This is a genomic window from Paenibacillus sp. JT22N15 (assembly GCF_059383755.1).
Genome location: NZ_JBXENV010000015.1, coordinates 108,740 through 122,704, shown reverse-complemented (window position 1 = coordinate 122,704; position 13,965 = coordinate 108,740). Strand labels below are relative to the sequence as shown.

Annotated in this window: 14 protein-coding genes; 10 read left to right on the top strand and 4 right to left on the bottom strand. The window is 46.1% G+C overall.

The features are described 5' to 3' along the window. Window positions 1–24: 24 nt before the first annotated feature. The 6 genes from AC50X8_RS25830 (at window position 25) to AC50X8_RS25805 (ending at window position 9,272) form a co-directional block, all read left to right on the top strand. Window positions 25–2,736 (top strand): stalk domain-containing protein, encoded by a 2,712-nt coding sequence (locus tag AC50X8_RS25830; RefSeq protein ID WP_494882356.1) that lies wholly within the window; start codon window positions 25–27, stop codon window positions 2,734–2,736. 204 nt (window positions 2,737–2,940) lie between these two features. Next, window positions 2,941–4,101 carry a sensor histidine kinase gene (locus AC50X8_RS25825; protein ID WP_056036892.1) on the top strand — a complete coding sequence of 387 codons (1,161 nt, stop codon included), beginning with the start codon at window positions 2,941–2,943 and terminating at the stop codon, window positions 4,099–4,101. A gap of 8 nt (window positions 4,102–4,109) precedes the next feature. Further along, window positions 4,110–4,838 carry a response regulator gene (locus tag AC50X8_RS25820; RefSeq protein ID WP_056036894.1) on the top strand — a complete coding sequence of 243 codons (729 nt, stop codon included), beginning with the start codon at window positions 4,110–4,112 and terminating at the stop codon, window positions 4,836–4,838. Window positions 4,839–5,408: 570 nt separating this feature from the next. Next, window positions 5,409–6,026: a hypothetical protein gene (locus AC50X8_RS25815; RefSeq protein WP_494860909.1), complete on the top strand. Its 618-nt coding sequence runs from the start codon at window positions 5,409–5,411 to the stop codon at window positions 6,024–6,026. 223 nt (window positions 6,027–6,249) lie between these two features. After that, complete coding sequence (locus tag AC50X8_RS25810) at window positions 6,250–8,346, top strand: ATP-dependent helicase ComFA (RefSeq protein WP_494882354.1); 2,097 nt, start codon at window positions 6,250–6,252, stop codon at window positions 8,344–8,346. Between the two features lie 47 nt (window positions 8,347–8,393). Further along, window positions 8,394–9,272 carry a ComF family protein gene (locus AC50X8_RS25805; RefSeq protein ID WP_494882351.1) on the top strand — a complete coding sequence of 293 codons (879 nt, stop codon included), beginning with the start codon at window positions 8,394–8,396 and terminating at the stop codon, window positions 9,270–9,272. Window positions 9,273–9,390: 118 nt separating this feature from the next. Here the strand turns inward: AC50X8_RS25805 and AC50X8_RS25800 are convergent, their stop codons facing one another. The 4 genes from AC50X8_RS25800 to AC50X8_RS25785 form a co-directional block, all read right to left on the bottom strand. Further along, the gene (locus tag AC50X8_RS25800) at window positions 9,391–9,765 is read right to left on the bottom strand and encodes a hypothetical protein (RefSeq protein WP_494882345.1); all 375 of its coding nucleotides are present in this window, start codon (window positions 9,763–9,765) and stop codon (window positions 9,391–9,393) included. Between the two features lie 9 nt (window positions 9,766–9,774). After that, window positions 9,775–9,993: a hypothetical protein gene (locus AC50X8_RS25795; protein ID WP_494832599.1), complete on the bottom strand. Its 219-nt coding sequence runs from the start codon at window positions 9,991–9,993 to the stop codon at window positions 9,775–9,777. Window positions 9,994–10,002: 9 nt separating this feature from the next. Beyond that, a complete protein-coding gene (locus tag AC50X8_RS25790; RefSeq protein WP_494860892.1) occupies window positions 10,003–11,112 on the bottom strand; it encodes a DUF8551 domain-containing protein in 1,110 nt (369 codons plus the stop codon). Between the two features lie 199 nt (window positions 11,113–11,311). After that, the gene (locus tag AC50X8_RS25785) at window positions 11,312–11,845 is read right to left on the bottom strand and encodes a sigma-70 RNA polymerase sigma factor region 4 domain-containing protein (protein ID WP_494882343.1); all 534 of its coding nucleotides are present in this window, start codon (window positions 11,843–11,845) and stop codon (window positions 11,312–11,314) included. Window positions 11,846–12,552: 707 nt separating this feature from the next. Here AC50X8_RS25785 and AC50X8_RS25780 point away from each other — a divergent pair. The 4 genes from AC50X8_RS25780 to AC50X8_RS25765 all read left to right on the top strand — a co-directional run bounded on the left by AC50X8_RS25780 (window position 12,553) and on the right by AC50X8_RS25765 (window position 13,935). Further along, entirely contained in the window at window positions 12,553–12,771 is a 219-nt protein-coding gene (locus tag AC50X8_RS25780) for a hypothetical protein (protein ID WP_494882341.1), read from the top strand. 311 nt (window positions 12,772–13,082) lie between these two features. Then, complete coding sequence (locus AC50X8_RS25775; protein WP_494860884.1) at window positions 13,083–13,376, top strand: hypothetical protein; 294 nt, start codon at window positions 13,083–13,085, stop codon at window positions 13,374–13,376. Continuing rightward, window positions 13,373–13,615, top strand: coding sequence for a hypothetical protein (locus AC50X8_RS25770; protein ID WP_494860882.1), 243 nt, complete (start codon window positions 13,373–13,375; stop codon window positions 13,613–13,615). The genes AC50X8_RS25775 and AC50X8_RS25770 overlap by 4 nt, the downstream gene beginning before the upstream one ends. 26 nt (window positions 13,616–13,641) lie before the next feature. Then, window positions 13,642–13,935 carry a hypothetical protein gene (locus tag AC50X8_RS25765; protein ID WP_494882339.1) on the top strand — a complete coding sequence of 98 codons (294 nt, stop codon included), beginning with the start codon at window positions 13,642–13,644 and terminating at the stop codon, window positions 13,933–13,935. Window positions 13,936–13,965: the final 30 nt, after the last annotated feature.

Genomic DNA, 13,965 nt, shown 5'->3' with positions numbered 1-13,965 from the left:
TGAGATGGGAGAGTTGCAAAAATAATGCGCAAGTTAGTAAGAGGATACGACCAAGGTAACCGCGGAATAGGCAAAAAGGTAGCTATTGTTATAATCGGAGGAGCGTTGCTCCTGCATCCAATTTCAGAGCTTGCTCCGGCAAGCTGGAAGATGCTAAAAATAGAAACGGCCGCAGCTGCGAGCAGCGGAACGCTTAAAGAGCTGCAGCAGTCCAACGTGACATCAGGCGCCAAACGAATCGATTATCTTTGGACGACAACACGCAGCGGCAAAACGGCGCAAGCGAACGTCCATGTCATTGAAGTGGATCTCACGAATAAATATGTGCAATTGAATGCGCTGAGCGGCAAAAACAATACGATCGGCGATCGCGATACGATTTTGAATATGGCGAAAACGAGTGGAGCGGTAGCTGGCATTAACGGCGACGTCTATGTGACAACGGGCGAAGGCTCGCCGATGGGAGCGCAGATTACTAGCGGAACGCTCATGACGACGCCAATGCAAATTAAGGGCATGTATGCTTTTGGAGTTACGAAGGACCGTCAGCCGAAAATCGACAGCTACAGCTTCAGCGGCACGGTTACGTCTGCAAGTGGAGCGACTTTCACCCTTTCAGGCATTAATCAGTCATCTTATACGCCGGAGAGCGGAGACTCTACTTACAGCCACGCCAATACGATGTATATCTATACAAGTGCGTGGGCTGGCTCGGAGCGTCCGAAAAATTCCGCTGCATTGCCGACCGAAGTTCTTGTTCGCAATGGCGTTGTCGAGCAGATTTCCGACGGAACTGCACTTACGATGGCTGCGCCTAAAGACGGATATATTTTACGTGCCAACGGTACAGCCGCTAAATTCATTCGCGCCGAAATCAAGGTCGGAGACAAACTGAAATCGGACTACTCGTTAGTTTCCCAAACGACTGGGAGCAAAGTAGATCCGAATCAATTCGAAATGATGGTTAGCGGGCATACGATTCTGGTTAATAATGGGGCAGCATCGGCATTCTCGCGCAGCATCACAGGTGTTAGCGGAGCGGCATACCTTTCCCGTTCAGCCGTAGGCTATTCGAAGGACGGTACGAAGGTATATCTGATTACCAGCGAACAGTACGGAGACAGCAAGGGCGTGAATTTGGCGGAGCTGCAGCAGATTATGGTGAAGCTTGGCGTCTACAAAGGCATGAATTTGGACGGCGGCGGTTCAACAACGATGATCGAGCGCCCGCTTGGGCAGTTTGCTCTGCAATCGGCTCATTCCACGACGTATGGAACGACGATGCGCAGCGTCGCGAGTGGGATTGGCGTATTTACGACGGCGCCTAAAGGTGATGTCAAGGGCATTACAGTAGGCGGCACGAATGTATTGCTGATTGGGCAGCAGGCGACTTTTACGGTAAAAGGGTACGATACGTATTACAACCCGGTAGCAGTTGATGGTACCAATGCCAAATGGAGCAGCTCCTCATCGGTTGGAACATTTAAGGGCGCGGACTTTACGGCGACAAAAGCAGGCTCCACGACCATTAGCGTCAAATCGGGCTCGGCGAGTGCTACATACAAGGTAGATGTTGTCGGACAGGATCAAATTGCTTCGATGACAATTGATAGCGCAGCGGGCATGCTTTCCAAAGGAGCAACCGTTTCGGTACCCCTAACAATGACCTTGAAAAACGGCAAAAGCTATAAGCTGAGCGGCGATTCGCTTAAATGGGAGTTTGTAGGCTTCACTGGCAAAGTATCGGGCGATACGCTTACCGTGCAATCGGTCAATGAGGGCGCAACGACAGGCTATGCCATCGGTCGATATGACGGCTATCCAACGATGCTCCCGCTTACGCAGGGAGGCTCGGAGAAGGCGCTTGAGGATTTTGAAAATGTGAACTATGGCATATCGACGCAGCTAACTCCGTCCGCGACGACTAAGGGCAGCGTCAAGCTGACCAGCGATCTGGCAGGCCAGACATCGGCTAAAGCTTTGCAGCTGACGTATGATTTTAGCGCAGGAACAGGGACGAAGGCCGTCTATGCTGTGTTTAACGGAGCTTCTGGTAAATCGATTGAAGGCTCGCCAACTGCCATGACGCTTGATGTTTATAGCGATAAGAGCCTCAACTGGCTGCGGGCGGAGTTCACCGATGCTGATGGCAAATCGCATCTGGTAGACGTGGCGAAGCAGCTCAATTGGAGCGGCTGGAAGACGGTAAAGGCGGATTTGTCGTCGTATGGCATGAAATATCCGATCAAGCTGAAGCGGGTCTACGTCGTTACAATCGCGGAGGGCGCAGATGAGCGTGCGGCAACCGGCACGATTGGCATTGACAATATGAAGCTGCAATATCCAGGTGAAGTCGTATCTTCTCAAGCGAAAAACATTGTCATGACGATTGGCAGCAAAGCGGCTTCCATCGGAGGCAAGGCGACAACGCTTGACGTGACGCCAATTACACTAAAGGGAACAACCTACGTTCCAATCCGTTTCGTATCCGAAGCGCTTGGAGCCAATCTGCAATGGGACAATAAGCTGAACCGGGTGACGGTATTTGATGGCGCCCATTTGCTGGAGATGGTTATTGGTAAAAAAGAGATCGTGGCGAATGGCAAGCGTTCCACGACAGAGGTTGCGCCTATTGTGCGGAACAATCGGACGCTCATTCCTATTCGACTATTTTCGGAGCAGCTGGGACTTAAGGTAGGCTTTGATAATAGCACGAAGAAAATCACCATTAACTAGGGAAGAGTTCTAAACCGGGATTGCAGGAGCGAGAGCGGATAAAATAGGAGATTTCGCCCGGAGTGAATGGGTAATTCTTCCTCTATTCCCTCCCGTTCCCGCAGCATCTGGCAGCTAGAGTTCAAGGCCAAGGAGGCGGCGGACTATGCAATTGTGTTATGATAGTCTAAAAGAACCTTCTATTGGAAAGGTTGCCGAATTTTTATGGATCAACATATTTTAGATATTAACCGTGTCATTACGAATGCGACGCAGGTCATGGAAGACAGCAAATTTCAGATTTTTGAAATTTGCGAGGCTGCTCGCGCTGAATTGGAATCACTTGAGCAGGAGCTCGAAGTGGTTATTCAGGAAACGGTAAAGACGATTGAAAGAGTCGATCAGCTTGAGCTGGATTATCGGCAGGCGAGAATCCGTCTAACGGAAGTTAGCCGTGATTTCGTCAGATATAAGGAAGAGGATATTAAATCGGCGTATGAGAAAGCGACGCAGATCCAGCTGGATTTAATGGTTTGCCGCGAGAAGGAAACATATTTAAAATCGAGACGCGATGATTTGCAAAAGCGCGTGCGCAATGTAGAATCCTCGATTGAGCGTGCAGAGATGATCGCTTCCCAAATTAATGTCGTATTGGAATATTTGTCGGGCGACCTCAATCAGGTCACGCGTATTTTAGAATCTGCTAAAACAAGGCAGCTGATTGGCCTGAAGATTATTTTAGCCCAAGAGGAAGAGCGCAAGCGTATAGCCCGTGAGATCCATGACGGACCGGCGCAGTCCCTTGCAAATATTGTCATGCGTACGGAAATTGCAGAAAGAATGTTTTTAAAGAAGGAATTTCAGCTAGTACAGGACGAATTAGTAGATTTAAAGGGTCAGGTTCGTCTAGGACTCGAGGAAATTCGCAAAATTATTTTTAATCTGCGTCCAATGGCGCTTGATGATTTGGGACTTGTACCCACGCTGCGCAAATTTGTACAGGACTTTGAAGAGAAAACAAAAATACATACTGTATTTGATCTTACGGGCAGAGAGATACGGATGCCTTCCGCCATGGAAGCTGCTATTTACCGTTTGGTCCAAGAAGCCTACTCCAATGCGCTTAAGCATGCTAATGCCTCTTACGTTACTCTAGACATGGTTTATACCTCAGATTCAGTTACAATCACCGTATTCGACAATGGTAGTGGATTCCAACAAGAGCTTATCCAGGTGCATAACGGAGACAACTCGCATTTTGGGTTAGTTGGCATGCAGGAAAGGATTGATCTCTTGGAAGGGAAGATGGATATAGACTCAAATTTAGGAAAAGGCACGAAGATTATATTTAAAATCCCTATTACAGCGGAGAATAGAAAGGAGTAAGATGACGAATGAACCAAAGCGCACCTAATCATAAACGTAAAATTAAAATTTTGCTTGCTGACGATCATCAGCTTTTTCGTGAAGGATTGAAACGTATCTTGAATATGGAGGAGGACCTGGAGGTCATTGGCGAATGCGGTGACGGTATTCAGGTGCTCGAATTTTGCAATCATACGATTCCAGAAATCGTCCTGATGGACATCAATATGCCGATTGAAAATGGGGTCGTAACGACCGAGAGGCTTAAGACGATTTTCCCAGATGTGAAGGTTATCATTTTGTCGATTCATGATGATGAAAGTTATGTGTTCGAGACGCTTCGCAAAGGAGCGACTGGCTACCTGCTGAAAGATATGGAGGCAGAGGCCCTCATTAATGCTATACGCTCCGTAGTTAACGGACATGCTTACATACATCCTAAAGTCACAGGCAAGCTGATCAACCAGCTGCGTCGCATGACGTATTTGGATGAAATGGGTGTCGTATCTGGCGCGGCAGCAGCGAAAGAGCCAGGCGTGAAATTTGTCGCTGGCGATGACAACCCATTAACGCGTCGTGAGGCTGAAGTATTACGCCTGATGGCTGAGGGCAAAAGTAACAAGCTCATCGGTGAATTTCTATTCATCAGCGAAAAAACGGTTAAAAACCATGTTAGCAGCATTTTGCAAAAAATGGAAGTGGATGATCGTACGCAAGCCGTTATCAACTCCATTAAGTTTGGGTGGGTTACGCTGTAGCCGTTTAAGCCTAAAGCGAGCGAATGTGTGCTGCATAGTGCCGCAAAAGGTGTCCGAAGGACCAAGCTTTGCGAAGCTGGCAGTAGCTTATTAAATAGATGATTCTAGTATCAGAAGCGAATGATGATACAAGGGAAAAATAAATAGGCAGAAAAGAAGAGCTCCCGGGACCATAGTCATATGGCCGGGAGCTTTTTTTATGGCGTAAAGGGGTTTGCACAGGGAATTATTTTTTTTAGCCAAGAGCTATGCGCTTGTCCGCTAATGGTGGAACCACTAGGCGCCCGCAAGCATATAATGCAGAACAAGACAGGTTAGGGCAGCAGAGCATCTGCTGGGGCGCCCGGATGGCCTGAGAAGTGAGCCTAGGGCGGCAAAAATGGCTGTCAAGGAAGCAGAAGCTTAGAGCGACGGATTATTGGAATACAGGCATGGGTAGGTGCCGAGAAAGGTGTAAAAATGATGGGCTTATTTTATAGGGAAATCGGCTCGTTATGCCAGGTATTCCTTTGGAGACGCACATAGGAAAAAGGAAACAAGCATTGAATTATTTTCAGGAGGTGCGGTGCCATGATCAACATTTTTTTAATAGTCGTGGGCTGCTATGTGCTGGCGGGCTTCCTGGTACATGCAGTTTACCGCTGGAAACGCCATAAACGGCGTTCTGCCAGACATTATGTGCTGCTTGCAAATCCCCAGCATTCTAATATGGAACGGATGATCCGATCCTTCTTCTCGTTCTCGCGCTGGATGGGCGTAGATGTTCAGTTGACTGTCGTAGACGCTGGACTCAGTGAGCAAACAAGGGAAATTATACAGCGGTTGAACCGAGCAGATGGAGGAATCAACCTATACGTGGATCGCTATAATGAAGTTGAATCGACCTCTATGATTTCAGAGGAAGGGCGAGCAGGTGTGAGTAGAATACAGCATTTAAGTGAGCATGGATTAGAGGAAAAGGAACTTGGCGTTGAAACGGAAAACCGGCTGTTGGAGCAGGACACAGATCCCAAGCTAAAGCCGGATTATGCGACTAAGCGTAAGCTGAACAATCCGCAAAGCAAATCGAAACGAACAGCATCCAGTTTATTGTGGAGAATGCAGGCAGACGGAGTCATAACGAAAAATGAATACCCTGTCGTCATTGATTTGCAAAATCCAGAGGATTTATCCAAAATTCCTTTTTGAAGGGAAAGGGAAAGGTCGTTGATAAAAGGCTGGAAATCTATTATAGTAATAAAAATAGAATTTGATTTATAGCTTGTTCATGCCTGAGTATATTTAGATACTTTGACATGACTTCTATAAGTATTTCAGTTGGAATAATGAAGATGAAGCACATCTTTGATAGCGCTTAGGCGTTGTTGAGGTGTGCTTTTTTTGTGTTTCACTTGGGAAGGAGATGAGTTAAATGAAAGCTTATATCTATCTTATGCTGAAATCCGCGCGTTGGTCATGTCGAGTAACTATGAAGCCTGAGGTGGATGCCTCCTTCTGGCACGATGCGGAGAGATTGCTTTTATGGGAAATGTCGCTTCCTCTCGGTATAGCTTTGGATGTCGCTGAGCGTTTTAATGAAGCGGGATCAGATGCAATGAATGTAGACAAAGGAGAAGTGTGGGGAGGGGGGAGGACAGCAAGGAGCAGTACCGGATATTCTATGTTTAATATTTTTAGAACATGGCTGGGTGAAGGCAGAATACATCTGAGGAACAGGGGAAGGGAGAGGACTGGCATAAGCAGTGGGGCTGTTGGTGAGAGGTGGGGTGAGAGCTTAGGAGATACGAGTGAACAGTTGGCGTTAAGCCGCTTGGGAGAAATAATTAGTCAAGCTGCTGGTTTGATGCTTGGGCGGGAGGGGCTGGCGGAGCGAATGCCCGCCATGGACATGCGCGAAGCGCTCGCTGCGGATAGCCGCGAGCGGGACGGAATGGCGCGCGGAGTGGAACGCGCGCCAATGCAGGCGCTTGCCGCCGCCGCACAGCAGGCGGCAGCGGCGCTGCAAGGCCGTGCGCTGCTGCGCGGCGAAGCGCACGCACTGCTTGAAGGGACAGCGCCTGCGGCAGCTGTCCCTGCCGTGGAGAAGGACGCTGCGCTGCAGCTAGCGTCCTTGCTGGGCTTGATACAGCTGCGCAGCGCTGTATCAATGAGGGCCAGCCGCGAAGCAGGCTGGCCACAGCGCGCACAGCGCGGGCTTCGCTGCCTGCGTTGCGGCAGCGGAGAAGAGCAGCTGCACAAGGCGCCCTGTGCAGCTTGTGGGCGGGAGGCATGCGCGTATTGCACCGCATGCCTCACAATGGGGCGCAGCCGCGAATGCGAGCTGCTTATATTAGGCGGAGCTGGCGCCGCCAGCAGCTCCGCTTCCAAGCTTTCGCCCCCAAAGCAGCGACTCGCGCGCTGGGGGCTAAGCCCTGCCCAAGCAGCGGCGGCAGAGGCCGCGCTTCATTTTATAGAGCGTCCTGATCCAAGCCGCTCATCTTCTGAATCGTCTCACGATGCTCTAACCCGCACGCCGGACGCCCATCAAACCAGCTTCCTGCTATGGGCGGTCACTGGCGCCGGCAAAACAGAAATGACCTTTCCTCTTGTGGAGTCGATTCTACTCCGCGGGGGCAAAGCATTAATAGCTACGCCGCGAAGGGATGTTGTGCTGGAGCTGAGTCCGCGCATTAGGAGGGCATTTCCGGAACACAATGTGGTCACGCTGTATGGCGGTAGCGAGCAGCGGTGGGAGCAAGGAGATATTACGCTTGCGACGACGCATCAGCTGCTGAGATTTAACCAAGCATTCGACTTAGTAATTTTAGACGAACTGGATGCTTTTCCATACCACAATGATCCCCAGCTTCATTATGCTGCGGATAAAAGCTGCTCCCCAACAGGAAGAAGAGTGTTACTTTCCGCAACACCTCCGACCGAGCTGCAGCAGCTTGCACGGCGGGGCAGGCTTGCTCATGCGAGAGTACCTGTACGATTTCATCGTCACCCGCTCCCCGTTCCGAGGCTGCTTCGAACACCTAGCGTGGGGCAAATGCTGGTAAAGCTCCAGCTAACGAGGCGGCTTAAAGAAGCGATGCTGTATTCCTTGAAACGCGGTGCCCAGCTATTTGTTTTTGTACAGCGTATTTCGCAGGTCGAACGTATGGCTCAGCTGCTGCAGACGGTGCTTAAGCAGCTCGAAGTAGCGGGCACCTCTTCGCAGGATACGGAGCGAACTGACAAGGTGCAGCGTTTCCGAGCCGGCGAAATTCGTATTCTGGTGACGACTACGATTTTGGAGCGTGGGGTAACCATTCCAAGAAGCGATGTTTTTATTTTGGATGCAGATGGACAGCTGTTTGATGAAGCTTCGCTTGTGCAGATGGCGGGGAGAGCAGGAAGATCCAGTGACGACCCGCATGGCAATGTTATTTTTTGCGCCAAAGAACGCACCCGCTCCCAGATGATGGCTGTCCATCATATTAAAAAGATGAATCGTATTGCGCGAGCTAAAGGTTATCTCAGTTAGGCAATTGAGTATGAAGGGAAAGTTATGAAAAGGAGGCGTACGTTGAGATGAACAGTATCACAATATACCGTTTAGGGCAGAAGCTTGTCAATTATATGGGGAATACTTTGGGTTTGCTCGGCCCATCCGCTCAGCTTTGTCCATTATGCGGCAAAATCGCAAAGATGCTGCAGCGTGGGGGATTTTCAAAAGATCTAGCGAAAAGGAGCATAATGTCAACATCCTTTGCAAAGCTGCTCTGTAGGAATTGTTTGCAGACATTTCCTTGGATACGAAGCCTAAGTTGCAGAATATGTGGACGGGCTGTGGAGTGCCCTGACTGCATAAGGCGCAGTAATGCTGCCTTTGTTCTCAACAGGAGTGCGGTACAATATAGCGAGCAGATGCGGGAGCTTTTAGCTAAGTATAAATATCGGGGAAATGAAACGCTGGAGCCTTTTTTAGGAGAAATGCTGCTATTCCCTCTCACCGAGATGACTCGTGAGCTGACAGGAAGGCTTGGTATCCGGGCGGGAAGTCCATGGTCTCATATTTGGCACGCCATTACTTACGTGCCTGTTAGCGTTGAGAGGGCTGAGGAACGCGGTTTTAACCAGGCGGAAAGGCTGGCAGCATGGGTTTCCCAAAGCTGTGGAATCCCGCTAGTGAACTTATTGGCACGCCAAAAGCATTCAGCCAAGCAAAGCTTTAAAACGCGCTCGGAGAGAATGCGAGATATGCAAAATATTTTTGATGTTGAACGGGGAGGGCTGGAAGGCTTGGTTCAATCCTTGTCCAAGTCTGTCTCACAAGACGCACCGATGAGGTTGTTGCTTGTAGATGATATCTATACGACAGGAAGCACCATTCAAGCTTGCTCGGAGGCCATTCTTAGAAGGGTATCCTGCCCTTTAGAAATATACGCTCTAACTTGGGCGCGTTCCTGAAGCCTATTAGAAACGTATTCTAAGCCAATCTAATCCAATGTAAACAGCGTGTACCTTTGTTTTTCAATACACGCTGTAAAGCCCTTTTTGCTGTACAAATTACCTTATTGATATCGCATTATTTCTCAGACTCAGCTTTAGGAGGCTGTGAAATACGCTCTTCTTCCGTTCCTTCTTCGGTATACAAATAATCCGTGAAATCCTTCAAATGAATTTGCACATGATCTAAAAAACAATCCTGATCTGCCTGGATTTCATTTTCTAAAGCTTTCAGCTTGATTAGCAGTTGTTTGCTGATTGGAGGTTTAAACAATTCTTCTCCTTCATCGTAGCGTGACCACCATTTTTCGAATGTCTGAATCGTAAATGACTGATTAATAAAATGGCCGCAATGGTTGCACCATAACATCAATGCTTTATCACATTCAGCTTCTTCCGGTGTGAATGAAGACTTGTATCCGCAGTGGGGACATTTGTTCATGAATCCTACCATTTTATCACCTTATTTCCTTAGTTCTGCTTTGAAAAAGTTGAAGTAATCTTTCTGAGCACTGATTGGTTCGTACTGGATGCCATTATCAGCGGGATGGGGCTGAGTGTGAATAGCTTTAAGCTCTTGAATATCTTTGGGTATTCCGCTTGGGAAAGCGGCGCATGATGTTGTTGAACGATCATCTCTATTAAAATGTTTGCAAAACACGCAAGGAATCGTTATATCCATAAGGGCCTCCTACCAGCCGGAACATTTATATCCGCCATATTGTTCATACCATTCCCATATTCTCGGATCTACAGGAACTCCGGTCATTTTTGCTGAAAACGTTTCTGCTATTAATTCAATGGGAAACCATTGTGTAGCATAGTTGCTTAAATTATTCGCGATATAGGAGGCCTCTCTATTGGATAAAATCGTCTGAGCGCCATAATTATCGGGGTCCAGCATAGCTATACGGTAAAAGTCCGCTTCCCCTACATTTTGAAAGTGCAGCCAGTGGCCCATTTCGTGCATAATGGTTCTTAGCCGAAAGGGCGAAGACTTTTGGCCTGCTTCATATTCTGCCTGTGTAATGGTAGCTGCATTAGTAAAGTCATAGGTATTACTAATGACAACTTCGCCAGTGGAAGAATTAAAATAGCCATTGGCACCTCTGCCGCTTTTAATATTTACGGTAAGCGGAAATCTTTTGATCATGGAAGCAAATTCTCCACATTGATTTAACAGCATGGCCAGAGCTTCTGTTACGTAATTGGCCGCATCAAGCTTGCGAGCAAAGTTGGTTTCAATGCCAAGATTCCGTGCCCACTCCTCGGCAGCAGCGACCGATGTAAAGGGCTGCCAGGTGACGGGAAGCTGTATCTCTCCTCCTAGAGGCTCAGGGTGCTCCGGTGTTTCTGGATGGGGGTCAGGATAGCCGCCTAAATCTGTTGTGCCAGTTAGCACCAGGTTTACATGCTCGTCAGTAAGAAGGTGAAACATAATATCCAACGTATTTGACTTGCCTAGTGCTGTATGATATTCAAAAGCGAAAGCAGTGCCTGCCGCAACGGGGTATGCTACTTGAAGATAGAGGCCTTCTTCATAGCTTTTACAGTAAATACGTTGGGCTATCGTTTTCCCGCCTAGTGTAAGATTCCAGTAATCCTTCGGGTCAGCATTTGATGCGCGAATAGAAATCGCATAAAATTCAAGGTCGTTGGAAAAATGGAAGGTATCCTTAATCACTCTAGCGCCATTTTGCTTTGACGGAATGTTTATGGTTCTACCAATGAAGTTTGATGAAGGCTTGGTTGGATGAAAGGGTGGATCCAGCCTTCCGCCGACTATATATTGAGCGAACATGGTAATTCCCCCTCTGTAATAGTGATGATACGTTTGATAAAGCCCAGCCAAAGCCGAAAGTTGCAACAACCCTTGACCTGTGGTAACATAATGATTATAGTTAACAAAGCTATGTGTGTTGTGGGTAAATATTAAAGTTTTTTAAGCCATCCTTATGGTGATTTATGCTATAATGACCTAGAATAGCTTTCTGAAAAAGTTAGGCATACTCCTGGCATATCTTCTTAAGTTTGTTCATCGCACGAGAAGCATGGGACTTGTTCAAATCTAATAGATTAGAAATTTCAGTCGGCTTCATGTCCATACCCTCTTCGGTAAATAGCATATATTCAATAATTTTGCGTTCTTGTGCAGTGAAGAGAACCTTGTTATTGAAATAATCATTTTTCACATCTGATAAGTCATAACCCACTTCTTCTGTTTTATATGAAAAGCTATCAACCGAAGTATTGTTTTCTTCATGCGCACCATCACAGAAGTTAACTAAAGTGCTATGTTTGACGATCATTCTATTATTTTTGCGATAGTAGTCAAATACCGTTCTTTGAACAACTGTGTGAGCAAAAGTGAATAGATTTTTGTTTATTTTGCCTGTATGGATTGCATTCAATATACGCACGATAGATTCGCTTTTAACATCAGCTCTGTCTTCGTAGCGTACATTTTTTAGAATATGGTTAAAAATAGGTGTGAGAGCGTTAATATCGAAGTTTTGTATGCTTATCATGTTCATTAATAGTTCCTCCAGCTATTCGTATTTGTGTATTCGAGCGCAGCAAAGCTAGGGATGACAGTTCTGGTGTGTGCAGCACCATAACTGATCCTTGAAATTTAGATATTTTTATTTTGGATAAATCCTTCTATAGGTATAAAGATATACGCAGCAGAATGAGGGCTGTGTTTTTTGCGTTTTCCTCCCTTTTTCTCCTTACTATTAGTTGTCGGAGATAGTTATATAATAGTTGCGTCTGATTTTTATTTATTTTTCCAAATAAGTAGATTTGCAACTTATAAATATGAATAAATATTATCTTTAATTTCCCCTCTTTTTTTCTTAAATATAGGATGTGCTATGTGAAGAGTACTTTTAATATCTAAACCTAAATTGTTAGGTAATTTAAATACCTTATTATTTAAAAAAAAGAGAAAAGGTAAGTCTTAGTATCTAGGTAAAGTGAAATATTGATGCTAAGGTCATGCTTTTACTATTTTATATATCGGAAGACCTGTTTGAAAATTGTATATGATGCCGAAAAAATATATTTAAATAAAAATGGATTTTATCAGACTTATAAGGAAATTGAAATAACTCAATTTGGAAACAAATGTTCTTATTTTAATTTTAACATAGGAACGTTTGTTCGGTCAATAGAGTGATTGTACTTCTATTTTGTTCGGATGGGAGCTATTTTCCCTATATTGAAAGAAGGGGGGATTGTAATGAAATGCATATGTGGTCGATTTATTACGCAGCAGGCACGAGTATTGGCACGAGTGTATCAGACTCCGCCGGAGAAATGCATTCATTGTTTATCGGAGGTGCTGTATATCCCTTATGAGGAGCTGTTAAATCAATATATGGGAATATACGATTGCAGATCTTGTGCTCAAGACAAGAAGAAGGAAGAGCTGCGCAGAAAGCTGCTAGGTTTAGGGTGAGTGTAATGGGAATGAAGAGGTGTTCTTATGAACTTGTACGTCAAATGCATAAAATGCGAATTTCGCTACGTGACTGATAAGGCGAGGGAAAGCTTTGTAGCTGAGGGATTGCAAGGAGATGCGCTTCTATGTCTGCACTGTATCGGGGAGTTAACCGGTAAACTGATGAATGCTATGGGAAATCTCGTGAGATCGGAGGATATGCAGAATCAGCATGCGAGAACACAGGTTATGCCTAGAACGATGACGGGGTGTCGGCCATGCATGAAGCGTAGGGGCGGATAAATGCGTTTGCAGAGAGGAGGGAAACAATGGCTGATTTTAATTATACGCTAGGAGTGGTTGTGAGTGATGTGGACCGAATCGTAAATGCGGTTAAGCGTATTGAAAAGGCGATGCATCATGCTTCTCCTGCCAGTATTGATGTTCTTCGCAGAAATAAAGAACAGCTTGAACGCTTGTTAGCATTTATTATGGGGCAAACGGTCGATTCGCAGCTCAGCTTACATGGTCTCATACAGGCGCATCGACAGTGTTTGCAAAGCTGTATAGATGCCGCTTATAACGATAAAAAAGACTATATAGGGAGGACTAGAATTGTATGACGATGACTTTTGGAGACATCTATCATGTACTGAAAGAAATGCAGCAGGGTGTAAGTGATATGGATGTAGATTTGGAGCGAGTATTTCAGGATGAAGGCAAAGGAATCATTTCAGATGAGCTTGCCGCCATGCGACAAAGCTACTTGAACCTTTACAATGCAGACGTTCGCTTACCTATAAATCTGAATAGTGTTCGCAAACAAGTAGATGTTTGTATGAAAAATATGGATGTATTTTAGCAGCCTGCAATGGAGGAGGTAGTATGATGGCAACGAACAGCATTATTAATATGAATGAGTTGGACGGCGAAGTAGTTGCAGAGTTTACTCAGCAGTTGATGGGATCAGGTATTTTTATCTATAATGCTCATCATCCAAACGCCAGCCTTATTGTCGAGAATTTGGGTTTTGGTGATGTGTATGTAAGTGACAGAGAAGTTGTCAGTGTTGGAGCCGATTCGCTTCGTTTGCTTTTTAAAGAACAGCTTGCGATTAGAGCGAACAAGTTATTTTTTATGTCCAACAGCCAGCCTGTTGTTTCTATTATTGAAGTAATGTAACACTAATATAAAAAAATAATCATATTTAGT